This window comes from Streptomyces sp. Je 1-79 (assembly GCF_025195125.1).
Lineage (GTDB): Bacteria > Actinomycetota > Actinomycetes > Streptomycetales > Streptomycetaceae > Streptomyces.
The window spans coordinates 125,400-150,015 of sequence record NZ_JAMGSL010000006.1; the positions used below are offsets into that span (position 1 = coordinate 125,400).

Here is a 24,616-nt window from a genome sequence, read left to right on the forward strand (position 1 = left end):
TCACGCGTCCACCGTCTCCCTGCCCGGCGGCCGGCCTCCCGGTCCGCCTCCGGAGCTGCCTGCCGGCCGGTCTCCCGACCGTCGGCCGACGAGCCGCGCCACCGGTCCGTACGCGGCTCCGCCAAGGATCAGTACACACCCGCCGACGATCGCGTAGAAGAGCGGCTCCACGGGTCCGCGGCCGGAGATCCCGCCGGGCAGGGCCGCGAAGCCCGTCGGCCGCTCCACGAGCTCGGCGTCGGGCCAGGCGACGGCGTCGACCCGGGCGGTGACGGCCGAGTTCGGCACGGAGCCCTGGCCGGCCTCTTCGAGGTGGCTGCGGGAGTCCAAAGAGTTGTGGCGCTCATCGCCGAGGAGGAAGAGCTTGCCCTCCGGGACGGTCACGGAGAACTTCTCCCCGGAGGCCGGGGCGCCGGCCAGGGTGTACGGCTCCTCGATCGGCTTGCCGTCGATGGTGAGCCGTCCGTCCTTGTCGCAGCAGGCGACGGTGTCGCCGCCGACGCCGACGACCCGCTTGACCATGGGCATGTCGCCCCACAGCGGGTCGTTGAAGATCACGATGTCACCGCGCCGGACCTCGTCGCCGTCGATCCGCTGGGCGAGGACCTTGGACCCGACGGCCAGGGCAGGCGTCATCGAGTCGCTGGGCACGGTGTACGGCTGGTAGGCCACGGCTCCCCAGGCGAAGCCGCCCAGGAAGAGCACACAGCCGACGGCCACGACCAGCCCCGACAGGACACTGCCGAGGCGGCCGCGGCCGCCTTCCGTACGTATGGTTCCGCTCATCCCAGCGCTCCCCACCTCGAAGGTCGGTTCGACGATCTGGGACGGCACCCTACCCGCGCGTCACTACTCGGCGGTATGCCGAGATGTGAGCCTCTTCCTGCGCCAGAGAACCAGGGGCAGCGCGCCGGCCAGTCCGGCCGCGCCCGGGGCCACGGCCAGCGCCTGGCTCAGGCCCGGCTGGTCGAAGGTCTCCGGCACGGGCAGCGTGGACCAGCGGGTGACCGGCCAGGCGACGAAGACCGCGCGGCCCACGACCTGATCGTTCGGCACGGTGCCGCCGCCCGCGAGGTTCTGGTGGTAGCGGGAGTCCAGCGAGTTCTGCCGGTTGTCACCCATGACCCAGATGCTGCCGTCGGGGATCGTGATCGGCCCGAAGGGCTTGTCACCGCAGGGCGAGGAGCCGGGGGCGATGTACGAGGTCTCGTCCAGCGCCTTGCCGTTGAGGACGACCTTGCCGCCCTCCTTGCAGGAGACCGTGTCGCCGCCCACCGCGATGACGCGCTTGATCAGGTCCTTCTCCTCGGCCGAGGGCATCAGGCCGATGAAGGACAGGAACTCCTGGAGCACGTTCGGGTCCGGGGTGGGCTCGCCCTCCAGCCAGCCGCCCGGGTCGTGGAAGACGACGACCTCGCCGCGCTCCGGCTCGGAGCCGAACCACGGGGTCAGCTTGTCCACCAGCACCCGGTCGCCCCGCTGCAGCGTGTTCATCATCGAGTCCGAGGGGATCGAGAACGCCTGCACCAGGAAGGTCTTGATCAGCAGCGCGAGCAGCAGGGCGATACCGATCAGCAGCGGCAGTTCCTTCCAGAAGGAACGCGGCTTCTTCGGAGCGCCGTCGGCCTCCCCGTTCTCGCCGTCCCGACCGTCTCGGCCGGCGCCGTCCGCGGGGTCGGCGTCCGGCCCGTCGCCGGAGTCATCCCTCATGGCCACCGACGACTCGGCGGGCCGCTCGGGCCTCTCCTCGGGCTCGTCGTGTCCGGATCGTGCGCCGACGGCCACATCCCCCACATCCACTCCTCAGTCCGTGCACATGCCCGCCCCAGAACAGGGACAGGCCCACCACTCCCATAACGAGCGGGAGTTCCGCAGGGGTCGGGAGCCAGGGCAATCCGTTCAGATTCCGCGAAGACACACTATGCGACGCGCCGCCCGCGGACACAGATCCCGAACGACCGTCCGGTACGGCCGCAAACGTGTCCGGCTCCTCCAGGCGTCGCCAGTGGCTGACCGGCCAGACGATGCCGACCGCCCGGCCGACGACGTCGTCCACGGAGATCGTTCCCTGGTCCTTCTCCTCGAGGTGGAAGCGGGAGTCGGCGGAGTCCGAGCGGTGGTCGCCCAGTACGAAGATCCGGCCCTGAGGCACCGTCACCTTGAACTTGATCTTCGAGGGTTCGTTCCCGGGGTGCAGGTACGGCTCGTCCAGCGGTACGCCGTTGACCGTGATCCGCCCGTCCTTGTCGCAGCAGGCGACGGTGTCGCCGCCGACCGCCACGACACGCTTGATGAGGTCCTGTTCGTCGGCCGAGGGCAGCAGCCCGATGAAGGTCAGGGCCTGTTTGACCTGCTTGAGGCCGATCGGGTCGTCGGCCGGCGGCGCGGCGTCCTGGAGCCAGTTGCCGGGATCCTTGAAGACGACGACGTCGCCGCGCTGGGGCGTGGAGCCGAACCAGGGCGTGAGTTTGTCGACCACGACCCGGTCGTCGATCCGGATCGTCTGCTCCATCGAGCCGGACGGGATGACGAACGCCTGGACCAGGAAGGTCTTCAGGACGAGCGCGATCAGTACGGCGACTCCGACGAGGAGCGGGATCTCCTTGACCGCCGAGCGCTGCCGTCGGCGCTTGACCTTGCGGGCGAGCTTGCGGCGCTCAGCCCGGCCGGGCATCGGACGGGCGCCGTCCGTGGGGCGTGTGCCGGTGGGGAGCCGCGTGTCGCCGCCGTGCGCGGACGCCCTGCCCCGGTTACCCATGGCCACCCGCCGCGGGTGCGGGTACGGCGTCGAAGGCACCGGTCTCCGGCACCGTGGCCCAGCGGGCGAAGGGCCAGCCGATCCAGTCCGCGCGGCCGATCACCTGCTCGACGGGCACCATGCCGCCGCCCGGCTGCCCCAGGTGGTCGCGGGAATCGCTCGACTGACTTCTGTGGTCGCCCATGACGAACAGGGTGCCCTGCGGTACGACGATGTCGAAGGGCGCCTTCGAGGGTGCGTCACCCAGCTGGACGTACCACTCCTCGACGGGCACGCCGTTGACGGTGAGTCGGCCGTTCCCGTCGCAGCAGACGACGCGGTCGCCGCCGACGCCCACGACCCGTTTCACGAAGTCGGTCTCGGCGGGCTCGGCGAGGCCGAGGGCCGCGGCGGCGCCGCGCAGCACTCCGGTGACCGGGTTCTCCTCGGGGGCTTCCTGGAGGAAGGAGCCGGTGCCGTCGAAGACGACGACGTCGCCACGGCGCGGCTGTTCGCCGAAGCGGTACGCCAGCTTGTTCACCAGGATCCGGTCCCCGACCTGGAGCGTCGGCTCCATCGAGCGGCTGGGGATCAGGAACGGCTGCAGGACGAAGTGGCTGGGGAGCATCAGGAAGACGACGCAGACGGCGCCGAAGATCCCCGTGCGCCGCCAGGACCACCCGGCCCGCCCGCTGGACGCCGCCGGGCGTCCGGTGGACTCCGCGGGTCTCCCGGTGGACTCCGCGAGTCTCCCGGTGGACTCCGCGAGTCTCTCGGTGACGGCCGGCTCCGTGGTCCGCTCGGACCCGGAAAGACGCGCGGAGCGCGACCGCTCCTCCGTCGTGGAGGAGCGGTCGCGCTCCGTGTGCTGTGCTTCGGTGTCCATCGGGGGCAGAGCCTATCCGGCCGCCCTGTGCGTCAGTGCTCCGAAGCCCCGCGCGATCGGTGAGCCGGAGCTCACCTGTCGCGCTTCTCCTTGATCTTGGCAGCCTTGCCGCGCAGCTCACGCAGGTAGTAGAGCTTGGCGCGACGGACGTCACCGCGGCTGACGAGCTCGATCTTCTCGAAGATCGGGCTGTTGACCGGGAAGGTGCGCTCGACACCGACGGAGAACGAGACCTTGCGGACCGTGAAGGTCTCGCTGACGCCCGAGCCCTGGCGGCGGATGACGACACCCTTGAACTGCTGGATACGCGAGCGATTGCCTTCGATGACGCGCACGTGGACGTTCACGGTGTCACCGGGGCGGAAGGTGGGGAGGTCGGAGCGGAGCGAAGCCGCGTTGACCGAGTCGAGCAGGGAGGCCATGGTGGTCTCTTTCCTCGCTGATGCCACAGGTCATCAGCGGAACGTTCGAAGCAGAGGATGAAGCGCCGTGGCACCGGGCGGGCGTCGTCCCCCTGTGGCAGGGGCGCTCGTCGGACACACAGCAGCGGCCTATTCTTCCACGGCGTCCGGCCTGCGCCAAAATCGGCCGCCGGGCTCGGGGGCCCAGCCGAGGATGGAGAGGGTCTCGCGGTCCTTCTTGTCGAAGGCGGAGGGGTCGCAGCGCTCGATCAGGTCCGGCCGGTTCGCCGCCGTACGCCGGAAGGCCTCGTCGCGGCGCCAGCGTGCGATCTTCCCGTGGTGCCCGCTGAGGAGTACGTCGGGGATGGCGCGGCCCCGCCACTCGGGGGGCTTGGTGTAGACGGGCCCTTCGAGGAGGTTCTCCATGGCCCCGGGCGCGAAGGAGTCGTCGCGGTGGGACTCGGCGTTGCCGAGGACGCCCGGCAGCAGTCGCGCCACGGCCTCGGTGACGACCAGGACGGCGGCCTCGCCGCCGGCCAGGACGTAGTCGCCGATGGAGACCTCGTAGACCGGCATCCGGGTCGCGTACTCGTCCATGACGCGCCGGTCGATGCCTTCGTAGCGGGCCGGCGTGAAGATCAGCCAGGGTCGCTCGGAGAGCTCGACGGCGAGCTCCTGGGTGAAGGGGCGCCCGCTGGGCGTGGGGACGACCAGCGCGGGTCCGTGCGCGCCGGCCTCGAAGCCGTCGGCGAGGGTCTGGTCGAGGGCGTCGCCCCAGGGCTCGGTCTTCATGACCATGCCGGGGCCGCCGCCGTAGGGGGTGTCGTCGACCGTGTTGTGCCGGTCGTAGGTCCACTCCCGCAGGTCGTGGACGTGGACGTCGAGCTGTCCACGCGCGCGTGCCTTGCCGACCAGGGAGACGTTCAGCGGCTCCAGGTACTCGGGGAAGATCGTGACGACGTCGAGCCTCATGCGTCTGAGCCCTCGTCCTCGTCCCCGGCCGCGTCCCGCGAGGAGGCGATCTCGGCGCGGTCGTCGATCAGCCCGGGCGGCGGGGTGATGACGGCGCGCTGCTCCTCCAGGTCGATCTCGGTGACGATCTCCTCGACGAACGGGATCATCAGCTCGGTGCCGTCGGGGCGCTCGACGATGAAGAGGTCCTGGGACGGCAGGTGCGAGATCTCGGTGATCCGGCCGATCTCGGTGCCGTCGGCGAGTACGACGTCCAGGTCCATGAGCTGGTGGTCGTAGTACTCGTCCTCCTCCGCCGGCATCTCGTCGGGGTCGACGTCGGCGATGAGGAGGGTGTTGCGCAGGGCCTCGGCCCCGTTGCGGTCGCGTACGCCCTCGAAGCGGAGCAGCAGGCGACCGCTGTGCACACGGCCGGTCTCGATGGTCAGGGGGCCTGTGGAGGCCGGATCGGTCAGCAGGACCGCTCCGGGGCTGAGCCTCAGTTCGGGCTCGTCCGTCCGTACCTCGACGGTGACCTCGCCCTTGATGCCGTGGGCGCGGCCGACCCGCGCGACTACCAGCTGCACGTCTTCATTCTCTCCTGATCCGACGACGACGGGCCGGGGCGGACCCGAAGGCCCTCCCCGGCCCGTGCCGGTGTGTCCAACTTGCTCAGCGGACCTGGTCCACGTCGACGAGGTCGACGCGGATGCCACGGCCGCCGATGGCGCCCACGACGGTACGCAGCGCACGCGCGGTGCGGCCGTTGCGGCCGATCACCTTGCCGAGGTCGTCGGGGTGGACCCGGACCTCAAGCACGCGGCCACGGCGCAGGTTGCGCGAGGCGACCTGCACATCGTCAGGGTTGTCGACGATGCCCTTCACGAGGTGCTCGAGAGCCTCCTCGAGCATGCTCAGGCCTCGGTCGACTCGGTGGACGCGGCCTCGGCCTCGTCCGCCTTCTTGTCGGCCTTCTTCGCCTTCGGGGTGATGGCCTCACCCTTGGCGTCGTCACCCTCGAGGGTCTTGGCGAACGCGTCGAAGGAGGCGCGCTTGTCCTCCTTCGTCGCCGGCTGCAGCAGCGGCGCGGGGGCCGGCAGGCCCTTGTGCTTCTGCCAGTCGCCGGTGAGCTTCAGGATGGCGAGGACGGGCTCGGTCGGCTGGGCGCCGACGGACAGCCAGTACTGAGCGCGGTCCGAGTCGACCTCGATCTTCGACGGGTTGTACGTCGGGTGGTACAGACCGATCTCCTCGATCGCACGACCGTCCCGGCGGGTGCGGGAGTCGGCGACGACGATGCGGTAGTGCGGCTGGCGAATCTTGCCGAGGCGCTTGAGCTTGATCTTGACTGCCACTGGAGTGGTGTCTCCTGGTCTTGACGTGGTTGGGCACATGAGATGCCACGTGGGGTTGCGGTACTCGGGTGCCCGATGGACGCGTCAGCCGGAGGAGAGAGGGGTCCTGTGCGACTGTCGAGTACAGCTAGCCATTGTGCCACACGCCCGTGGCGCCCCGGACCCGGCAGGGTCCGGGGTCAGCCGGCCGCTCCCACCGATTCCGGGATGCGGAAGGGCTTGCCGCAGCCGCCGCAGACGATGGGGGCCTGGGCGAGCACCGACGGGACGACGCGGACGTTGCGGCCGCAGTCGCAGACGGCCTTCACGCGCACGCCGCCGCCGGAGGAGCCGTGGCGGGCGGCGGGGCCGCGGAAGGAGCGCTTGGTGTCCGCGGCCGTCGCGACGGTATGGGCCTTCAGGGCGCGCTGGAGTCGCTCGATCGTGGGCCTGTACCGGCGCTTCGCCTCGGGGTTGAGCGTGACCAGGGAGAAGCCGCTGCTGGCGTGCGGCTCCTCGGGGTGGTCCAGGCCCATCTCCTCGGCGATCGCCAGGAATCTGCGGTTGTGGTAGCGGCCGGCGCGTGAGGTGTCGCGGACACCTCGGGCGGCGGCGATGCCGTGGACTGCCTCGTGGAGCAGTCGTTCGAAGGAGAGTTCGGCGCCACAGGCGGACGACGACTCTCCGATCAGGGACTCGGGCGCGGCAAGATCCGGCAGTTCGGGGTGGTGCCGCTGAATGTCGGCCCACGCCTGTGCCAGCTCTGCGGCGAGAACAGGTGGTGTCGTGCTCACGTCGCGTACAACGAGCCGACGCGCCCCCGGGTTCCATTCCGGGGCATCCCAAATATTTTGCACGTACCCGTCAGTTGCCGTTGATGTGTCCGGACGAGGGTCAGTGCGCCGATCTGGGGAGAAGTCGCACAGCTCGCGGCAAGGTGGTGCGTAGCGGCGCATACGCCCCGGCGCGTAGAGGTGGTGTACGCGCCCCGGGGGTCGATGCAGGGACAGTACCGGCTGCCGGGTCCCGTCGGCGCATCGGGCCCTCCCCGGAGGGGAAGTGGTCCGGTGCGAGCACTGGACGCGGGCACGGATCGGCAGTTCCCTGACATACGGGGGGATGCGGGCACCTGTTCCACGGGGGCTGTCGACCAGGCACTGATTGGGGCGCTTTCCATGACACCTACGCTCGTCCCGCACCACCCCGCGCGCGACTGGGCCGAGATCCAGGAGCGCATGCTCGTTCCGCTCTACGAGGCGGTGTACGACCGTCTTGAGGTGGGCCCGGGTTCCCGGGTCCTCGGGCTCGGCTGCGGGTCCGGCCTCGCGCTCCTGATGGCGGCTTCGCGGGGCGCGCGGGTCACCGGCGTGGACCGGGACCACGCGCGCGTGGAGCTGGCCCGGGAGCGTGTGCCGGAGGGTGCGGGGCACGTGGTCGTCGAGGGCGGCCCGGAGGATGTGACGGCGGGCGCGGGGGTCGCGCACCGCCCTCCGTACGACGTGATCACGGCCTTCCACGCGTCGACGGGACTCGGCCGGGACCTGGCGGCTGTCACCCGTCTGGCGCAACCGGGCGCGGCGGTCGTCCTGGCGGGCTGGGGGCCGCCCGAGCGGTGCGCGACGGCGTCGGTGCTGAAGGTCGCGGCGCGGCTGGCGGGATGGCGGCCGGCCTTCCGTGACGACCTGGAGGACGTGGTGGCCAGGGCCGGTCTGAAGCCGGACGGCTCGGGGCGGGTGTCCTGCCCGTTCGGGTACGCGGATCCGGACAGCGCGGTACGGGGGCTCGTCTCGACGGGCGACTTCGACGCGGCGATCCGCGCGACGGACCCGGACCAGGTGGAGAAGGAGATCACGGAGGCGCTGCAGCCGTACGTCCGCCATGACGGCACGGTCTGGATGCCGAACGTCTTCCGCTACCTGGTCGCCCGCGTGCCGTAGCAGCCACCGGTCCGGGGCCCGGGGGGCGAGCCGGACCCCCGGGCCCGGGACCGGTGAGCCGAACCCCCAAGCCCGGGACCGAGAGCCGGGCCCGAGGGCTCCGGCACGGGTCCCCGGATCCCGCGCGCGTGGCGTCATGTCTCCTTCGCGAGGCGGGTGATGCCGGCGGCGCGGTAGGCCGCGTCCTCCTCCAGGGTCTCGTCGGCGAGGAGGGCGGTGGCCAGGGCGTCCAGCTTGTCGCGGTTCTCGCGGAGCTGGCGGACCGCGCTCTCGTAGCACTCGTCGACGATCCGGCGCATCTCCTCGGCGACCGTGTCGAGGGTCGCGGGGGCCGCCGAGAGGCCGTACGCCTGCTGGGCGTCGCCGGGGATGGCGGTGAGGCGGCCGACGCGTTCGCTCATGCCCCAGCGGCCGGCCATGCCGCGGGCGATGGTGGTGACCTGCTCCAGGTCGCTCTCGGAGCCCGTGGTGACGACGCCGAAGACGACCTGTTCGGCGGCCATCCCACCGAGCGCGCCGATGATCCGGCCGCGCAGGTACTCCTCGGTGTACGCGTACTTGTCGGCGTCCGGGGTGGAGAGCGTGACGCCGAGGGCCCGGCCGCGGGGCACGATCGTGATCTTGCGGACCGGGTCGGCGCCCGGCTGGAGCATGCCGAGGAGGGCGTGGCCGCTCTCGTGGTAGGCCGTGCGGCGGCGCTCCTCCTCGGGCATGACCAGGGGTCGCTCCGCGCCGAGCTGGACCTTCTCCAGGGCGTCGGAGAGGTCGGACCGGGTGACGGCCTTCTGTTGTCGCTTGACGGCGAGGAGGGCGGCCTCGTTGGCGAGGTTGGCCAGCTCGGCGCCGGTCATTCCGGGGGTGGTGCGGGCGACCTGGACCAGGTCGACGTCCTGGGCGAGGGGGATGTCCCGGGTGTGGATCCTGAGGATGGCCTCGCGGCCGCCTCGGTCGGGCGGGTTCACGTGCACGATCCGGTCGAAGCGGCCGGGGCGGGTCAGCGCGGGGTCGAGGACGTCGGCCCGGTTGGTGGCGGCGAGGACGATGACGCCCTCGGAACCGGTGAAGCCGTCCATCTCGGTCAGGATCTGGTTGAGCGTCTGCTCGCGCTCGTCGTGGCCGCCCATGCCCGAGCCGCCGCCGCGGGCCCGGCCGATGGTGTCGATCTCGTCGATGAAGATGATCGCGGGGGCCACCTTGCGGGCCTCGGCGAAGAGTTCCCGTACGCGTGAGGCGCCGACGCCGACGATCATCTCGATGAACTCGGAGGCCGAGGCGGAGAAGAACGGCACCCCCGCCTCGCCGGCGACCGCCCGCGCGAGGAGGGTCTTGCCGGTGCCGGGCGGTCCGGCGAGCAGGACGCCGCGCGGCATCCTGGCGCCCATCTCGCGGTAGGCGGTCGGGTTCTTCAGGAAGTCGACGACGTCGTTGAGTTCGCCCTCGACCTCGTCGATGCCGGCGACGTCCTGGAAGGTGGTGCGCCGGGTGCCGGGTTCGAGCTCGACGGGTTTGGGCGGGGCCTTGCGGCCGAGCATGCCGCCCGCGCCGCCCATCCCGGAGCTCATCCGGCGGGAGATGAAGATCCACAGCGCGACGAGCAGCAGCATCGGCGCCAGGGAGATCAGCAGGTTGGCGAGGAAGCTGCGCTCCTGGACGACGGGTTCGGCGGTGACCGTGACGCCCTTCGAGGTCAGTTCGTCCCAGAGGTTGTCGTCGGCGAACGCGGGCCGCTGGGTGACGAACTTGGTGTAGTCGCCCTTGTCGCCGTTGGGCAGGGGCTGTTTGTTCTTCAGCTCGCCCTGGATGGCGTCGCCCTTGGAGTAGATCTTGGTGACGTTGCCCGCGGTCACCTGTTTGCTGAACTCGGTGTACGAGATCGTCGGCTCGTCGCCCCGGTTGAAGAACGACAGCACGAGGTTGGCGAGGAGAAAGACGACCAGGGCGGCGAGGATGAGGCCTCCCCAGCCGCCGGGCATCTTCCTCTTCGGTGGCTGGGGTGGCGGTGCCCCTTCCGAGCGCCAGGGCTGGTCGGTCCGGTCGCGCGGGGGTACGGAGTTGGGCACGCTGCTCTCCTCACACCGACGTCGGGCCGGGCCCTCAGTATCGAAAGCACGGGCAGTTCCGGCATGTCAGGCAGGGTGAAGGAGTGAAAAGGGGCCCGGGGCGGTTTCGCACCGCCCCGGGCCCCTTCACGTACGACGTGCGGGTGTCAGCCCATGAACTTCTTGAACTCGTCCGGCAGCTCGAAGTCGCCCTGGCCCTGGCCGGCCGCCGGGAGGCCGAACGCGCCGCCCTGCGTGGCCTGCTCGCGGCGGGCCGCGGCGGCCTCCTCCTCGGCCTTGCGCTTCATCGGGTTACCGCTCTTGCGCTTGCCCTTGGCCTGCTTGATCTGCTTCTTCTGCCGGCCCGGGCCGCCGCCCATGCCCGGCATCCCTGGCATGCCCGGCATGCCGCCGCCCTGGGCCATGCGGGACATCATCTTGCGGGCCTCGAAGAACCGCTCGACGAGCCCCTTGACCGCGCTGACCTCGACGCCGGAACCCTTGGCGATACGGGCGCGGCGCGAGCCGTTGATGATCGTCGGGTCGTGGCGCTCGCCCGGGGTCATCGACTTGATGATCGCGGCCGTGCGGTCGACGTCCCGCTCGTCGATGTTGTTGATCTGCTCCTTCATCTGCGCCATGCCCGGCAGCATGCCGAGCAGCTTGGAGATGGAGCCCATCTTGCGGACCTGTTCCATCTGGGCGAGGAAGTCGTCGAGCGTGAACTCCTGGCCCTTCTTGGACGCCAGCTTGGAGGCCATCTTGGCGGCCTCTTCCTGGCTGAAGGTCTGCTCGGCCTTCTCGATCAGGGAGAGCATGTCGCCCATGCCGAGGATGCGGGACGCCATGCGGTCCGGGTGGAACGCGTCGAACTCGTCCAGCTTCTCGCCGTTGGAGGCGAACATGATCTGGCGGCCGGTGACGTGCGCGATGGAGAGCGCGGCACCGCCTCGGGCGTCGCCGTCGAGCTTGGAGAGCACGACGCCGTCGAAGCCGACGCCGTCGCGGAAGGCCTCGGCGGTGTTGACCGCGTCCTGACCGATCATGGCGTCGACGACGAAGAGGACCTCGTCGGGGCTGACGGCGTCGCGGATGTCCGCGGCCTGCTGCATCAGCTCCTGGTCGATGCCGAGGCGGCCGGCGGTGTCGACGATGACGACGTCGTACATCTTGGTCCGCGCGTACTCGATCGAGTCCTTCGCGACCTGGACCGGGTCACCGACGCCGTTGCCCGGCTGCGGGCCGTAGAACGCCACGCCCGCGCGCTCGGCGACCACGCCGAGCTGGGTGACGGCGTTGGGGCGCTGGAGGTCGCAGGCGACGAGCAGCGGGGAGTGGCCCTGGCCCTTGAGCCAGAGACCGAGCTTTCCGGCGAGGGTGGTCTTACCGGCACCCTGGAGACCGGCGAGCATGATCACGGTGGGCGCGGTCTTGGCGAACCGCAGGCGCCGGGTCTCGCCGCCGAGGATGCCGATGAGCTCCTCGTTGACGATCTTGATGACCTGCTGGGCGGGGTTCAGCGCCTGGGAGACCTCGGCGCCGGCGGCCCGCTCCTTGACCTGCTTGATGAACGCCCGGACGACGGGCAGGGCGACGTCCGCCTCGAGGAGGGCGATACGGATCTCGCGCGCGGTGGCGTCGATGTCCGCCTCGGACAGGCGGCCCTTGCCCCGGAGGTTCTTGAATGTCGCTGCAAGGCGGTCGGAGAGGGTATCGAACACGGCGGTCGCGGATCCTCGGTGTCGGGGGCAGGCGGACGGATTGCCCTCAAGGGTATCTGCCTCGTCGAAGTACGTGCCCCCGCCCGTCGAAACGGGCGGGGCGCGTACGTCACCGGAGCGCTCCCTCCAGGGCCTTCGCCAGGTCGGCGGCCTCCTCGTCGGGGAGGAGGGAGCCGTCGGGCCGGGTCACGTACAGCGTGTCCACCGCGTTCGCGCCCAGGGTCGAGACATGGGCGCTCCTGACCCGGACGTCGGCGCCCTCCAGCGCCCGGCCGATGCGGTGCAGCAGGCCGGGGGCGTCCTGGGCGCGGACCTCGATGACGGTGGCGAGACGGGAGTCGGCGGCGGCGACGGTGACGCGGGGTGGCGGGGCGGTGATGCCGCGTCGCCGCGGGTAGGCGGCGTCGCGTTCGGCGAGGCGGGCGGGGATGTCGAGGCTGCCGTCCAGGGCGCGTACGAGGTCGGCGCGGAGCCGGGCGGCCTGGGGCAGGGAGCCGTATTCGGCGGCGACGCGCCAGTTCAGGACGAGGACGGCCGCGGCGCCGTCGCCGAGGGCGGTGGGGAGCTCGACGGCGCGCAGGTCCGCGGCCCGTACGGTCAGGCGGTGCAGGGCGAGGACGCCGGCGGCGGCGGGCAGGACGCCGGGCTGGTCGGGCAGGGCGATGAGAAGTTCGACACCGACGGGTTCCGGTTCACCGTCCTCGGGGGCGGCTTCCGGCTGCGTGTGCAGGGTGAGGACGGGCTCTCCTGTCCGCAGCGCCTCGATGGCGAGGCGTTCCTGTTCCGCGCTGGGGGCGGTCGGCTCGGGTTCTGCCACGGGCTCCCCGGCGAGGACGGCTCCGGCCCGTTTGACGAGGTCGGCGACGAGGGAGGCGCGCCAGGTGGACCAGGCGGCGGGGCCGGTGGCGAGCGCGTCGGCTTCGGTGAGGGCGTGCAGGAGTTCCAGGGCGCCGACGGTGCCGACGGCCGTGGCGACGGCCTCGACGGTCGCGGGGTCGTCCAGGTCGCGCCGGGTCGCGGTCTCGACGAGCAGCAGGTGGTGGCGGACGACGGTGGCGATGACGGCCACGTCGGCGCGGTCGAAGCCGATGCGGGTGGCGACGTCGCGGGCGATGGTCTCGCCGGCCACGGAGTGGTCGCCGGGCCAGCCCTTGCCGATGTCGTGGAGGAGCGCGGCGACGAGCAGGAGGTCGGGCCGGCCGACGCGGCGGGTCAGCGAGGCGGCGCGGACGGCGGTCTCGACGAGGTGGCGGTCGACGGTCCAGGTGTGGACGGGGTTGCGCTGCGGCCGGCAGCGGACGCGCTCCCAGTCGGGCAGGAGCCGGGTGACGAGGCCTTCGGCCTCCAGGGCCTCCCAGACGGGCACGGTGGACTCCCCCGCGCCGAGCAGGGTGACGAGCTCCTCGCGCGCCTCGGCGGGCCACGGCACCGGCAGCGGTCTGGCGGCGGCCGCGAGGCGGCGTACGGCGTGCAGGGAGAGCGGGAGCCCGGACTGGGCGGCCGCGGCGGCGGCGCGCAGCGGCAGCACGGGGTCGCGTTCGGGTTTGGCGCTGAGGGCGAGGACGACCTCACCGTCCATCTCGACGACGCCTTCGGCGAGCGGGGTGCGTTCGACGGGGGGCCTCGCGCCGCCCGGGCGGCCGCCGAAGAGGCCGCGGAGGCGGGGGCGGCCGGCGCGGGCCTTCAGGACGCGGTTGACCTCGCGCCAGGTGACGTCGGTGGCGTACGAGATGATCCGGGCCGCTTCGTAGACCTCGCGGAGCAGGGTGTCGGCGTCGAGGAGGCCCAGCTCGTCGGCGACGGCGTCCTGTTCCTGGAGGGCGAGCCGGTCGGTGGCGCGTCCGGTGGCGAGGTGCAGGGCGTCGCGGGCGTCGAGGAGGCGGCGGCGGGCGTCGTCGAGGCCTTCCCGGGGGGCGTCGGCGAGCCAGGAGGCGGCGACGGCGCGCAGTACCTGGGCGTCGCGGAGCCCTCCCCTGGCCTCCTTCAGGTCGGGTTCGAGGAGGAACTGCAGCTCCCCCATCCGCTCGGCGCGCTCGCGGCAGAGCGCGTCCAGCTCCGGGAGCCGCTTGGGCGCCTGGTTGCGCCAGTCGGCGAGGACGGCGCTGCGCAGTGCGGAGACGAGTCCGAGGTCGCCGGCGACGGGCCGGGCGTCGAGGAGGCCGAGCTGGACCTTGAGGTCGTCACCGGCGGTCTTGCGGGCCTCGGCGGGGGTGCGTACGGAGTGGTCCAGGGCGAGGCCCAGGTCCCAGACCGGGTACCAGATCCGGTCGGCGAGGGTGGCGACGGTGGAGGCGTCGGCGGTGCCGTCGTGCAGCAGCAGCAGGTCGAGGTCGCTGCGGGGGGAGAGTTCGCCGCGTCCGTATCCGCCGACGGCGACGAGCGCCACCCCTCGTGGCGGCGTCGCGGCGGTGAACAGTCCGGTCAGCCAGTCGTCGGTGAGCCGGGCCAGGGCGGCACGGCGCGGCGGCCCGGACTGCTCCTTCTCGGTGAGAAGGCGCAGCCGGGCCGCCGCGTAGCCGCTGGGTCCCGAGTCTTCCGCTCGTGCACTCGTGTCGACGCTCGTCACCCAGCAGCTCCTTAACGTGCTCCGTGCTTACAGTGCGTCCGGGCCGCGTTCGCCGGTGCGGACCCGTACGGCGGTCTCGACCGGAACGCTCCACACCTTGCCGTCACCGATCTTGCCTGTCCGGGCGGCCTTGACCACGACATCGATGAGCTGTTCGGCGTCGTCGTCCTCGACGAGGACCTCGATGCGGATCTTGGGGACGAGGTCGACGGTGTACTCGGCACCGCGGTAGACCTCGGTGTGGCCGCGCTGGCGGCCGTATCCGCTGGCCTCGGTGACCGTGAGGCCCTGGACTCCGAAGGCCTGGAGGGCCTCCTTGATCTCGTCCAGCCGGTGCGGCTTCACGACTGCGGTGATGAGCTTCATGCGTCCACCTTCTTGGTCTCCGTAGCTGCCGGGGCGGGCGCGGCGGTGGAGCGCGAGGAGGCGCCGCCGCCGGCTCCGCTGAAGTCGTACGCGGTCTCGGCGTGCTCGACCTGGTCGATGCCGGAGACCTCGTCGTCCTCGCTGACCCGCATGCCCATCGTCTTGTCGATGATCAGCGCGAGGATCGCGGAGGCGATCAGAGAGTAGGCGAGAACCGCGAAGACGCCGATGGCCTGCTTGCCGAGCTGCTCCAGGCCGCCGCCGTAGAAGAGGCCCTTGGCGTCGGACTGGACGCCGCCGGTGGCGAAGAAGCCGACGAGCAGGGAGCCGATGACACCGCCGACGAGGTGGACGCCGATGACGTCGAGGGAGTCGTCGTAGCCGAACTTGTACTTCAGGCCGACGGCCATGGCGCAGAGCAGACCGGCGATGGCGCCGATGGCGATCGCGCCGAGCGGGGAGCAGGAGCCGCCGGAGGGGGTGATGGCGACGAGGCCCGCGACCGCGCCGGAGGCGGCGCCGAGGGTGGTGAAGGAGCCGTGGCGGATCTTCTCGTAGAGCAGCCAGGCGAGCATGGCGGCGGCGGTGGCGACCTGGGTGTTGACGAACATGACGGCGCCGACGCCGTCGTCGTTGCCGAGCCAGGAGCCGGCGTTGAAGCCGAACCAGCCGAACCAGAGGAGACCGGCGCCGAGCATGACCAGCGGGAGGCTGTGGGGGCGCATCGGGTCCTTCTTGAAGCCGACGCGCTTGCCGATGACGAGGATCACGCCGAGGGCCGCGGCACCGGCGTTGATGTGGACCGCCGTACCGCCGGCGAAGTCGATGACGCCCATCTCGAAGAGCCAGCCGCCCGCGCCCCAGACCCAGTGGGCGACGGGGAAGTAGACGACGGTGACCCACAGGGCGATGAAGAGGGCCCAGGCGGTGAACTTCACGCGGTCGGCGAGGGCGCCGCTGATCAGGGCCGGGGTGAGGATGGCGAACATCAGCTGGAAGACGGCGAAGACGTACACCGGGATGGTGTAGCCGTCCCAGAGTTCGGTGACGCCGATGCCGCTGAGGCCGACGTACTCGGAGGACCAGCCGATGAGCGATCCGGAGTCGGTGCCGAAGGCCATGCTGAAGCCGTAGAGCACCCAGAGGATCGTGACGATCCCGAGGCTGATGAAGCTCATCATCAGCATGTTCAGGGTGGACTTGACGCGGACCATGCCTCCGTAGAAGAAGGCGAGTGCCGGGGTCATCAGCATGACCAGGGCGGAGCAGATGAGCATGAACCCGGTGTTGGCGGCAGACAGCTCGGGGGCGTCTGCGGCCAGGGTCGTGATGGCTGGTGCCATCGGCGTCTCCTCGTCGTCGGTACGGCCTGTGCGGGGGCGGGGCCGGTATGCGGCTTGGCCGTGAGGGGTGGCCGGTTATGAGCCAGAGATTCGCGCAGCGCGGTTTCCGTCGATGCCGCACGATGTTTCGCCGCAGTGACGAAGGGGTGGGGCGTGTTACGCCGCCGTGAACGGGAAGGTCACGGGCAGGTAACGCGCGTACCCTGCGCGCAGTGGTGGGGGAGGTCCCGGGGGGCGCCCGTCGGACGCGGACCGGCCGCGACAGGTGTCCCGGTTGTCCTGGCGGCGGGGGAGCCGAGTCGGTCAGTACGGGAACGCGGTCGCGGCCGGAGTGTGAAGGGGCCGGGTGCTCAGACCGCCTCGGCGGTCTCGGGCAGCAGGGCGGTGAGCCGGTCGGTGAGCTGGACGACCTCGGCGACGTCGCGGAAGTCGCGGGCGGCGGTGTCGACAGTCTTGCGGAGCCGGGTGTTGACCCGCTCGGAGCGGACGCTCTTGGCGACGCCGAGCGCCTTCTCGACCAGTGAGGCGGACTGCTCGGGCTCGCGCTTGAGGAGGTGCACGGTGGCCATGCCGATGAGGTTGAGTGCGTACGAACGCTGGTGCTCGGGGTCCTTCTCGAAGAGGGAGACGGCGCGCTCCATGACGGGCTCGGCGAGCGAGGCGTACGTCGGGGAGCGTCCGGCGACATAGGCGAGGTCCCGGTAGGAGTGGGAGTTCTCGCCGTTGAGCTCGGCCTCGGAGAAGAAGCGGATCCAGTCGGGCTCGGGCTCGCCGTCGAGGCCGACGTCGGCGAAGGTGTCCTCGGCCATCCGTACGGCCCGCTTGCACTTGGAGGGGTGGCCCATGTTGGCGTAGGCGCGGGCCTCCATCGCATACAGCATGGCCTGGGTGCGCGCGGTGGCGCAGTCCCGGCTGCCGTACTGGGCGAGGTGGATGAGTTCGAGCGCGTCGTCGGGCCGGCCGAGGTGGATCATCTGGCGGCTCATGGAGGAGAGGATGTACGAGCCCAGCGGCTTGTCCCCGGCCTCCTTCGCGGCGTGCAGGGCGAGGACGAAGTACTTCTGGGCGGTGGGCTGGAGGCCCACGTCGTAGCTCATCCAGCCGGCGAGCTCGGCCAGTTCGGCGGCGCAGGTGAACAGGCGCTGGGCGGTGGCGGCGGGCTGGGGCTCCTGGAGGAGGTCGGTGACCTCGTGGAGCTGGCCGACGACGGCCTTGCGGCGCAGTCCGCCGCCGCACTGGGCGTCCCACTGGCGGAACATCGCCGTGGTGGATTCCAGGAGGTCGAGTTCGATCGCGGAGAGCTTGACCGGGCGGTGGCCGTCGGTGACGGGCGCGGGCGGGGCGGGCTCGCCGGCCGGAGTGGGGACGAGCCAGCGCTGCATGGGCTCGATGAGGGAGGGTCCCGCGGCGAGCGCGAGGGAGGTGCCGAGGAAGCCGCGTCGGGCGAGCATGAGGTCGCTGCGGGAGAACTCGCTGAGCAGGGAGACGGTCTGGGGGCCGGCCCAGGGCAGGTCGACGCCGGAGACGGAGGGCGCCTGGTGGGCCGTGCGCAGCCCGAGGTCCTCGACGGCCACGACCGAGCCGAAGCGCTCGGAGAACAGCTCGGACAGGATCCGCGGGATGGGCTCGCGCGGCTGCTCGCCGTCCAGCCAGCGGCGGACGCGCGAGGTGTCCGTGGAGATGTGGTGCGCGCCCATCTGGCGCGCTCTGCGGTTGACCTGGCGCGCCAGTTCGCCCTTCGACCAGCCGCTCCGCACGAACCACGAGCCCAGCTGCTCGTTCGGGCGCTTGCCGGCAGTCGTACCGTCTGCGCCGTTGCCGCCCACAGGAACGCCCCCATCCACGTCGAGACTCTGTTGCGCGAACCCCTATCAGAATGCCGTGTCTTACGGCTCCCGTCCGGAGCTTCCACTCCTTCGAACAGGAAACCGGGTTGCCTCCGGCATACCCACGCGCGCAAGGAATTCCAGGTTCGAGCACCGAAAGTAATCCTACGATCACCCATCCGGGGAGGCGGATTCAAGAAACGCCACCATTCGCCACCCCTTCGAATGAACTCGCCTGCCACTGAACACGATTCACTTGACATGCGACGAACCCAGGGTCGGCGGACTGTTGCGCCAGGAGGCGCGCGCCAACGGTTCGCACCACCCTCGCCCGCGACGGCACACCATCCGTGGCGACGGAGCGTGACAGTGGAGCTCCGGGTCGTAACCACCGGCGCGCTCGACCCGTTGGAGGGGGCATGGGCTTCACGATCGGCGGCATTCGTGAGATGCGGACCGGCTCGCGCCGCCGCGTACGCACCACTGAGTGCACTGCGGTGGCCGAGTACACCGGGCTGTGGGGCTGGGACGTGGTTCCCGGCGCACGGGCCGTCTCCGGCCGGTGCTCCTGCGGCAACGCGTCCTGTACGGCTCCGGGGGCGCATCCGCTCTCGTTCGCCGAGCCCGTTCCGGCGGGGGCGGGCCTCGACGACGCGACGAAGGCGTGGTCCGAGTACCCGGGCGCGGCGCTGCTGCTGCCCGTGGGGCGGTCCTTCGACGTGATCGAGGTCGCCGAGGCGGCGGGGCGGCGGGCGCTGGTGCGCCTGGAGCGCATGGGTCTGCCGCTGGGGCCGGTGGGCGCGACGCCGACGGGACGGGCGTGGTTCTTCGTGGCGCCGGGGGCGGCGGCGGAGCTGCCGCAGCTGCTGTACCGGATGGGCTGGGACGACGCGGACCTGGACCTCCGGGGTCTCGGTCCCGGCGCCCATGTGACGGCGCCCCCGTCGGACCTGGCGGGTCTGGGCCCGGTCCGCTGGCTGCGGCCCCCGACGCTGGACACCGCGGGCGCGCCGCCGCAGGCGAGGCTGCTGCTGGGCACGCTGGCGTACATCTGCCACCGCACTCACTTCTGACACGCGGAGGGCCCCGCCGGTACCGGCGGGGCCCTCCGATGTCGTGCGCGGGTCTCAGTCCCCGATCAGGGCGTCGACGAAGGCGCCCGGCTCGAACGGCGCCAGGTCGTCCGGCCCCTCGCCGAGGCCGATCAGCTTGACCGGGACGCCCAGCTCGCGCTGGACGGCGACGACGATGCCGCCCTTGGCCGTGCCGTCGAGCTTGGTGAGCACGATGCCCGTGATGTCGACGACCTCGGCGAAGACGCGCGCCTGGACCAGCCCGTTCTGGCCGGTCGTGGCGTCGAGGACCAGCAGGACCTCGTCGAGCGGGCCGTGCTTCTCGACGACCCGCTTGACCTTGCCGAGCTCGTCCATGAGGCCGGTCTTGGTGTGCAGGCGGCCGGCGGTGTCGATGAGGACGACGTCGGCGCCCTCCGCGATGCCCTCCTTGACGGCGTCGAAGGCGATCGACGCCGGGTCGCCGCCCTCGGGGCCGCGGACGGTCCGCGCGCCGACCCGCTCGCCCCAGGTCTGGAGCTGGTCCGCGGCGGCGGCGCGGAAGGTGTCGGCGGCGCCGAGGACGACCGAGCGGCCGTCGGCGACCAGGACGCGGGCGAGCTTGCCCGTGGTCGTGGTCTTTCCGGTGCCGTTGACGCCGACGACCATGACGACGCCCGGGGTGCCCGGGGCGCTCTCGGTCTTCACGGCGCGGTCGAAGTCGGGGCCGAGGAGGGTGATGAGCTCCTCGCGCAGCAGGCCGCGCAGCTCCTCCGGGGTGCGCGTGCCGAGGACGCGGACGCGCTCGCGCAGCCGCTCGACCAGCTCCTGGGTCGGGGCGACGCCGACGTCGGCGGTGAGCAGGGTCTCCTCGATCTCCTCCCAGGTGTCCTCGTCGAGGTTGTCACGCGACAGCAGCGTGAGGAGGCCCTTGCCGAGGGAGTTCTGCGAGCGGGCGAGGCGGGCACGGAGCCGTACGAGACGGCCCGCGGTCGGCTCCGGCACCTCGATGGCGGGCGCGGGCGCCTCGGCGACCACCGGGTCCTCGACGGCGGCCGGGGTCTCGACGGCCTCCTCCGCGGTCGGGAGGTCGACCTCCTCGATGGCGCGGCGTGGTTCTTCCCGCGGTGTCTCCGCCTCTTCGCCGACGTGCGGCTCGGCGGGCGGAGCGGTGATGGTCGGCGTGGTGGGCGGCGCCTCGGGCGGCGGCAGCTGCTTCTTCTTGCGGCCGCTGATCACGAGCCCGCTGGTCACGGCGACGGCGACGACCAGGGCGATGACTACAGCAAGAATGAGTTCCATAACGCGTCCAGTATCGGCCACGACGGGACCGGAGGAGGAGCACGTACGCTGTGCGGGTCCCCCACACCCCGCACGGAGTACCCCCATGCCCCCTGCCGCCGAATCCGCCCCGGAGACCGAAGGCGCGTCGGCCGCGACAGCCGCGGAATCCGAGGGCGCGGTCGAGACGCGAGGTCTCGAACCCGTCCCCGACGCGGAGCGCACCGGCCATGTCCGCGAGCTCTTCCCGACCTGGGTCGCCGCCAACATCAGTGTGCTGTTGCTCACGATGGGCGCGGGCCTGATCGTCTTCAACGGCCTGAACTTCTGGCAGGTGCTCGTCGTCGCGACGGCGGCGCCGGTCCTCTCGTACGGGATCGTCGGGCTGATCTCGATCGCCGGGAAGCGGGGCGGCTCCCCCGGGATGGCCCTGTCGCGGGCCGTCTTCGGTCAGCGCGGCAATCTCTTCCCCGGTTCGCTGATCTGGGTGGCCCGCTGGGGCTGGGAGACCATCAACGCGGTGACCGGCGCCTACGCCGTCCTGACCGTGCTCGATCTGCTCTTCGGCATCGGGTCGAACACCGCGCTGATCGTCGTCACCCTGCTGCTCTTCGTCGCCTGCACCTTCCTCGTGTCCGGGCTCGGCATCAACGCCCTGCGGGTGTGCAGCAAGTGGTCGACCTATCTCTTCGGCGCCTTCTCGGTGCTCGTGCTCGTCTATCTGGTCGCGAACACCGAGTGGTCCGCGGTCTTCGACAAGCCGGCCGGTTCGACGGCGATGATGGTCGCGGGGATCGGCACGATCGCGGCGGGCGGCATCAGCTGGGTCCCCTCCGGTCCGGACTTCACCCGCTATCTGCCGCGTACGGCCTCCTCGAAGGCGATGGTCGGCTCGACGGTCGGGGGCGCCGGGATCGTCGTGCTGCCGATGGTCCTGATGGGCGCGGTCATGGCGGTGGCCACCCCGGGCCTCGCCTCGGCACAGGACCCGGTGTCGTTCATCGGTGAGCTGCTGCCGGCCTGGATCGCCGTGCCGTACCTGCTGATCGCGCTGATCGGGATGCTGCTGATCAACTCGATGTCGATGTACTCGGCCGGGTTCACCGCGCAGACGCTCGGCATCAAGGTCTCGCGCGCCGCGGCGGTGAGCGTGAACGCCGTGATCAGCCTGGTCTTCGGCTTCCTGCTCATGGTGGTGGCGACCAGCTTCATCGGCTCGTTCATCTCGTTCCTGACGCTGCTCGCGGTGGCGTTCTCGGCCTGGATCGGCGTCTTCGGCGTCGACATGCTGCGCCGGCGGTCGTACGACGGCCGGGCTCTGATGGACACCACCCGAACGAGCGCGTACTGGTACCGGGGCGGTTTCGCCTGGCAGGCCATGACGGCGTGGGCGGTGGCGCTCGTGGCGGGGCTGCTGTTCACCAGGGTCGACTGGTTCTCCGGTCCGCTCGCCTCGTCCTGGATCGGCGAGAACGGGCTCGGCTGGGCGGCGACGATCGTGGTCGCGGGCGTGCTGTACGCCGTGCTGCCGCGCTCGTCCGGGCGGGCTCCGGCGGAGTCCGCCGAGGTGCGCGAGACCGTTTCCATCTGACGCTGCGTCAGCTAACGTCCCCCTTCGCCGGTATCCCACTCGCGGAGGGGGACTTCGCCATGCCCTTCACAGTCGTACGGTTCAACCTCGTCGATCCGAACGCCACCCCCGAGTCCCTCTCGGAGCGCTATCGCGCCGCCCTCGCCATGGCCGCCTACGCCGACGAGCACGGCGTCGACACCGTCCAGACCGAGGAGCACCACGGCGCCGCCAACAACTGGCTGCCCTCTCCGTTCGCCTTCGCGGGCGCGGTGTTCGGCGCCACGGAGAGGATCGCGGTCACGGTCTCCGCGATCATCGGCCCGCTGCACGACCCGCTGCGGCTCGCGGAGGAGATCGCCGTTCTCGACCTGCTGAGCGGGGGCCGTCTGGCGACGGTCGCGGGCATCGGCTACCGGCCGGAGGAGTACGAGGAGCGCGGCGTCGACTGGGGCCGCCGCGGCAAGCTCCAGGACCTGCTTCTGGAGACCCTGCTGCAGGCGTGGTCCGGCGAGCCCTTCACGTATCAGGGCCGTACGGTACGGGTCACCCCGCGGCCGCTGAGCCGGCCGCACCCGCTGCTGCTCGTGGGCGGGTCCTCGAAGGCGGCGGCGCGGCGTGCGGCCCGGCTCGGGCTGCCGCTCTTCCCGAGCGCGCATCTGCCGGAGCTGGAGGCGTACTACCGGGAGCGGTGCGAGGAGTACGGCACGGAGGGCTGGACGATGATGCCGGCCGAGCGGACCCCGCTGCTGCACGTCTCGGAGGACCCGGACCGGTCCTGGGAGCTGTACGGGGAGCACTTCCTGCACGAGGCGCGCACCTACGCCTCCTGGCAGTCCAAGGACATCCGCTCGGCGGTGCGCTCGACGGCGACGACGGTGGCCGAGCTACGCGCCGAGGAGGTCTACCGGATCGTCACTCCGGACGCGTGCGTGGCCCTGGGGCGGGAGCTGGAGAGTCTGGTGCTGCACCCGCTCTGCGGCGGGATGCCGGTCGAGGAGGCGTGGCGGAGCCTGCGGCTGCTCGGGGAGACGGTGCTGCCCCGGCTCAGGGCATAGGACCCTGGGCCGGGGCAGTTCCGGGTTCGAGGAGAGGGGCAGCGGGGTTTAGCCCATCTCCTCCAACGCCTTGCCCTTGGTCTCCTTCACGTACCTGAGCACGAAGGGGATGGAGAGCACGGCGAAGACCGTGTAGATGATGTACGTGCCGGAGAGGTTCCAGTCCGCCAGGGACGGGAAGCTGGCGGTGATGGCCCAGTTGGCGATCCACTGCGCGGAGGCGGCGACGCCGAGGGCGGCGGCGCGGATCCTGTTGGGGAACATCTCGCCGAGGAAGACCCAGACCACCACGCCCCACGAGAGGGCGAAGAAGAGCACGAAGACGTGGGCGGCGACGAGCGCCACGACGCCCTGGGTCTCGGGCAGCTTGCCGTCGACGAGGTCGGCGGAGAAGGCCCAGGCCTCGACGGCGAGGGCGATCGCCATGCCGACGGAGCCGACGAGGGCGAGGGGCTTGCGGCCCACCCGGTCGACCAGGACCATCGCGATCACGGTGCCGATGATGTTGATGATCGACGTGGTGAACGAGTAGAAGAACGAGCTCGACGGGTCGATGCCGACCGACTGCCAGAGCGTCGAGGAGTAGTAGAACGCGACGTTGATGCCGACGAGCTGCTGGAAGACCGAGAGCCCGATACCGACCCAGACGATCGGGAGCAGCTTGAAGCGGCTGCCGATGACGAGCAGGTCCCTGAAGGTGGACTTGTGCTCGCGGCGCATGGCCTGCTCGATCTCGGCGACGCGGTGGTCCAGGTTCACCCCGTGGCCCTCGACCTCGGAGAGGACCTCCTTGGCCTTGTCGATCTTGCCGACGGAGATGAGGAAGCGCGGGGACTCCGGGATGGCGAAGGAGAGCAGGCCGTAGAGCATGGCGGGGACGACCATGACGCCGAGCATCCACTGCCAGGCCTCGAGGCCGCCGATCTCACCGCGCTGGTCTCCGTCGGCGATCTGCAGGATGCCGTAGTTGACGAGCTGGGAGATGGCGATGCCGATGACGATCGCGGCCTGCTGGAAGGAGCCGAGCCGGCCGCGGTAGGCGGCGGGGGCGACCTCTGCGATGTACGCCGGGCCGATCACCGAGGCCATGCCGATGGCGAAGCCGCCGACGATCCGCCAGAAGGCGAGGTCCCACAGGGCGAAGGGGAGGGCCGATCCGACGGCGCTGATGGTGAACAGCACGGCGGCGATCTGCATGCAGCGGATGCGGCCGATCTTGTCGGCCATGCGGCCGGCGGTCGCGGCGCCGATGGCGCAGCCGATCAGGGCGATGGCGATGACTTGGGCCAGCGTGCCGGACCCGATGTCGTAGCGGTCCCGGATGGCCTCGACGGCGCCGTTGATGACGGAGCTGTCGTATCCGAAGAGGAAGCCTCCCATCGCGGCTGACGCCGTGATGAAGATGACGTGGCCGAGGTGGTCCGGGTGGGCGGCACGGCCTTCGGACGGCGGTGGCGTGGGCGCCTGCGCGGGGCTGGTCACATGGACTCCTGGGGGCTCCGGCAGCATCGCCGGGGCGTGGGGGGCGAGCCCTTCCAGTGGCGCACA

22 protein-coding genes are annotated in these 24,616 nt (G+C 71.3%); 4 read left to right on the forward strand and 18 right to left on the reverse strand.

Translation table 11 applies throughout. The features are described 5' to 3' along the window. From lepB (M5362_RS13515) to M5362_RS13560, 10 genes are all read right to left on the reverse strand, one after another. Window positions 1–786, reverse strand: a complete 786-nt coding sequence (gene lepB / locus M5362_RS13515; protein ID WP_260227743.1) for a signal peptidase I — start codon at window positions 784–786, stop codon at window positions 1–3. A 63-nt stretch (window positions 787–849) separates the two neighbouring features. Then, window positions 850–1,785 (reverse strand): signal peptidase I, encoded by a 936-nt coding sequence (gene lepB / locus M5362_RS13520; protein WP_260228046.1) that lies wholly within the window; start codon window positions 1,783–1,785, stop codon window positions 850–852. Next, window positions 1,700–2,758: a signal peptidase I gene (gene lepB / locus M5362_RS13525; RefSeq protein ID WP_260227744.1), complete on the reverse strand. Its 1,059-nt coding sequence runs from the start codon at window positions 2,756–2,758 to the stop codon at window positions 1,700–1,702. Before lepB (M5362_RS13525) ends, lepB (M5362_RS13520) begins: the two co-directional genes overlap by 86 nt. Continuing rightward, window positions 2,751–3,623 carry a signal peptidase I gene (gene lepB, locus M5362_RS13530; RefSeq protein WP_260227745.1) on the reverse strand — a complete coding sequence of 291 codons (873 nt, stop codon included), beginning with the start codon at window positions 3,621–3,623 and terminating at the stop codon, window positions 2,751–2,753. The genes lepB (M5362_RS13525) and lepB (M5362_RS13530) overlap by 8 nt, the downstream gene beginning before the upstream one ends. Before the next feature lie 71 nt (window positions 3,624–3,694). Next, the gene (gene rplS / locus M5362_RS13535) at window positions 3,695–4,045 is read right to left on the reverse strand and encodes a 50S ribosomal protein L19 (protein WP_260227746.1); all 351 of its coding nucleotides are present in this window, start codon (window positions 4,043–4,045) and stop codon (window positions 3,695–3,697) included. A gap of 129 nt (window positions 4,046–4,174) precedes the next feature. After that, window positions 4,175–4,996, reverse strand: coding sequence for a tRNA (guanosine(37)-N1)-methyltransferase TrmD (trmD, locus tag M5362_RS13540; protein ID WP_260227747.1), 822 nt, complete (start codon window positions 4,994–4,996; stop codon window positions 4,175–4,177). Further along, window positions 4,993–5,562, reverse strand: coding sequence for a ribosome maturation factor RimM (gene rimM / locus M5362_RS13545; protein WP_260227748.1), 570 nt, complete (start codon window positions 5,560–5,562; stop codon window positions 4,993–4,995). Before rimM ends, trmD begins: the two co-directional genes overlap by 4 nt. Window positions 5,563–5,647: 85 nt before the next feature. Continuing rightward, window positions 5,648–5,887, reverse strand: coding sequence for an RNA-binding protein (locus M5362_RS13550; protein WP_005311361.1), 240 nt, complete (start codon window positions 5,885–5,887; stop codon window positions 5,648–5,650). A 2-nt stretch (window positions 5,888–5,889) separates the two neighbouring features. Then, entirely contained in the window at window positions 5,890–6,330 is a 441-nt protein-coding gene (rpsP, locus tag M5362_RS13555; RefSeq protein ID WP_260227749.1) for a 30S ribosomal protein S16, read from the reverse strand. A 179-nt stretch (window positions 6,331–6,509) separates the two neighbouring features. After that, on the reverse strand, window positions 6,510–7,103 hold the full coding sequence (locus tag M5362_RS13560; RefSeq protein ID WP_260227750.1) for a hypothetical protein: 594 nt from the start codon (window positions 7,101–7,103) through the stop codon (window positions 6,510–6,512). Window positions 7,104–7,484: 381 nt separating this feature from the next. On the opposite strand from M5362_RS13560, the gene M5362_RS13565 reads away from it, so the two are divergent. Next, window positions 7,485–8,246, forward strand: a complete 762-nt coding sequence (locus M5362_RS13565; protein WP_260227751.1) for a class I SAM-dependent methyltransferase — start codon at window positions 7,485–7,487, stop codon at window positions 8,244–8,246. Window positions 8,247–8,380: 134 nt separating this feature from the next. On the opposite strand, the gene ftsH is transcribed toward M5362_RS13565, so the two are convergent. From ftsH to M5362_RS13595, 6 genes are all read right to left on the reverse strand, one after another. Next, window positions 8,381–10,306: an ATP-dependent zinc metalloprotease FtsH gene (gene ftsH / locus M5362_RS13570; RefSeq protein ID WP_260227752.1), complete on the reverse strand. Its 1,926-nt coding sequence runs from the start codon at window positions 10,304–10,306 to the stop codon at window positions 8,381–8,383. Between the two features lie 146 nt (window positions 10,307–10,452). After that, window positions 10,453–12,006 carry a signal recognition particle protein gene (gene ffh, locus M5362_RS13575; protein ID WP_260227753.1) on the reverse strand — a complete coding sequence of 518 codons (1,554 nt, stop codon included), beginning with the start codon at window positions 12,004–12,006 and terminating at the stop codon, window positions 10,453–10,455. A gap of 109 nt (window positions 12,007–12,115) precedes the next feature. Continuing rightward, window positions 12,116–14,572, reverse strand: coding sequence for a [protein-PII] uridylyltransferase (locus M5362_RS13580; protein WP_260227754.1), 2,457 nt, complete (start codon window positions 14,570–14,572; stop codon window positions 12,116–12,118). Window positions 14,573–14,599: 27 nt separating this feature from the next. Next, window positions 14,600–14,938, reverse strand: a complete 339-nt coding sequence (locus M5362_RS13585) for a P-II family nitrogen regulator (RefSeq protein WP_101390346.1) — start codon at window positions 14,936–14,938, stop codon at window positions 14,600–14,602. Then, the gene (locus M5362_RS13590) at window positions 14,935–16,281 is read right to left on the reverse strand and encodes an ammonium transporter (protein ID WP_260227755.1); all 1,347 of its coding nucleotides are present in this window, start codon (window positions 16,279–16,281) and stop codon (window positions 14,935–14,937) included. Before M5362_RS13590 ends, M5362_RS13585 begins: the two co-directional genes overlap by 4 nt. Window positions 16,282–16,631: 350 nt before the next feature. Then, window positions 16,632–18,107 carry a hypothetical protein gene (locus M5362_RS13595; RefSeq protein ID WP_260228047.1) on the reverse strand — a complete coding sequence of 492 codons (1,476 nt, stop codon included), beginning with the start codon at window positions 18,105–18,107 and terminating at the stop codon, window positions 16,632–16,634. A 419-nt stretch (window positions 18,108–18,526) separates the two neighbouring features. Between M5362_RS13595 and M5362_RS13600 the strand changes: the two genes are divergently transcribed. Next, entirely contained in the window at window positions 18,527–19,180 is a 654-nt protein-coding gene (locus M5362_RS13600; protein ID WP_260227756.1) for a bifunctional DNA primase/polymerase, read from the forward strand. Between the two features lie 54 nt (window positions 19,181–19,234). Here M5362_RS13600 and ftsY read toward each other — a convergent pair whose 3' ends face one another. Then, window positions 19,235–20,461 carry a signal recognition particle-docking protein FtsY gene (ftsY, locus tag M5362_RS13605; RefSeq protein WP_260227757.1) on the reverse strand — a complete coding sequence of 409 codons (1,227 nt, stop codon included), beginning with the start codon at window positions 20,459–20,461 and terminating at the stop codon, window positions 19,235–19,237. An 85-nt stretch (window positions 20,462–20,546) separates the two neighbouring features. Here ftsY and M5362_RS13610 point away from each other — a divergent pair, with 85 nt between their 5' ends. Beyond that, window positions 20,547–22,031, forward strand: a complete 1,485-nt coding sequence (locus tag M5362_RS13610) for a cytosine permease (RefSeq protein WP_260227758.1) — start codon at window positions 20,547–20,549, stop codon at window positions 22,029–22,031. A 59-nt stretch (window positions 22,032–22,090) separates the two neighbouring features. Next, complete coding sequence (locus tag M5362_RS13615) at window positions 22,091–23,068, forward strand: LLM class flavin-dependent oxidoreductase (RefSeq protein WP_260227759.1); 978 nt, start codon at window positions 22,091–22,093, stop codon at window positions 23,066–23,068. A 48-nt stretch (window positions 23,069–23,116) separates the two neighbouring features. On the opposite strand, the gene M5362_RS13620 is transcribed toward M5362_RS13615, so the two are convergent. Beyond that, entirely contained in the window at window positions 23,117–24,550 is a 1,434-nt protein-coding gene (locus M5362_RS13620) for a sugar porter family MFS transporter (protein ID WP_260227760.1), read from the reverse strand. Window positions 24,551–24,616: the final 66 nt, after the last annotated feature.

Excerpts from the sequence above, each read along its gene's own strand:
- M5362_RS13550 (WP_005311361.1), bottom strand. The coding sequence starts at position 5,887 with ATGCTCGAGGAGGCTCTCGAGCACCTCGTGAAGGGCATCGTCGACAAC.
- M5362_RS13610 (WP_260227758.1), top strand. The coding sequence starts at position 20,547 with ATGCCCCCTGCCGCCGAATCCGCCCCGGAGACCGAAGGCGCGTCGGCC.
- M5362_RS13615 (WP_260227759.1), top strand. The coding sequence starts at position 22,091 with ATGCCCTTCACAGTCGTACGGTTCAACCTCGTCGATCCGAACGCCACC.
- M5362_RS13585 (WP_101390346.1), bottom strand. The coding sequence starts at position 14,938 with ATGAAGCTCATCACCGCAGTCGTGAAGCCGCACCGGCTGGACGAGATC.
- lepB (WP_260227743.1), bottom strand. The coding sequence starts at position 786 with ATGAGCGGAACCATACGTACGGAAGGCGGCCGCGGCCGCCTCGGCAGT.
- lepB (WP_260227745.1), bottom strand. The coding sequence starts at position 3,623 with ATGGACACCGAAGCACAGCACACGGAGCGCGACCGCTCCTCCACGACG.
- M5362_RS13600 (WP_260227756.1), top strand. The coding sequence starts at position 18,527 with ATGGGCTTCACGATCGGCGGCATTCGTGAGATGCGGACCGGCTCGCGC.
- ftsY (WP_260227757.1), bottom strand. The coding sequence starts at position 20,461 with ATGGAACTCATTCTTGCTGTAGTCATCGCCCTGGTCGTCGCCGTCGCC.
- lepB (WP_260227744.1), bottom strand. The coding sequence starts at position 2,758 with ATGGGTAACCGGGGCAGGGCGTCCGCGCACGGCGGCGACACGCGGCTC.
- rplS (WP_260227746.1), bottom strand. The coding sequence starts at position 4,045 with ATGGCCTCCCTGCTCGACTCGGTCAACGCGGCTTCGCTCCGCTCCGAC.
- trmD (WP_260227747.1), bottom strand. The coding sequence starts at position 4,996 with ATGAGGCTCGACGTCGTCACGATCTTCCCCGAGTACCTGGAGCCGCTG.
- M5362_RS13590 (WP_260227755.1), bottom strand. The coding sequence starts at position 16,281 with ATGGCACCAGCCATCACGACCCTGGCCGCAGACGCCCCCGAGCTGTCT.
- M5362_RS13565 (WP_260227751.1), top strand. The coding sequence starts at position 7,485 with ATGACACCTACGCTCGTCCCGCACCACCCCGCGCGCGACTGGGCCGAG.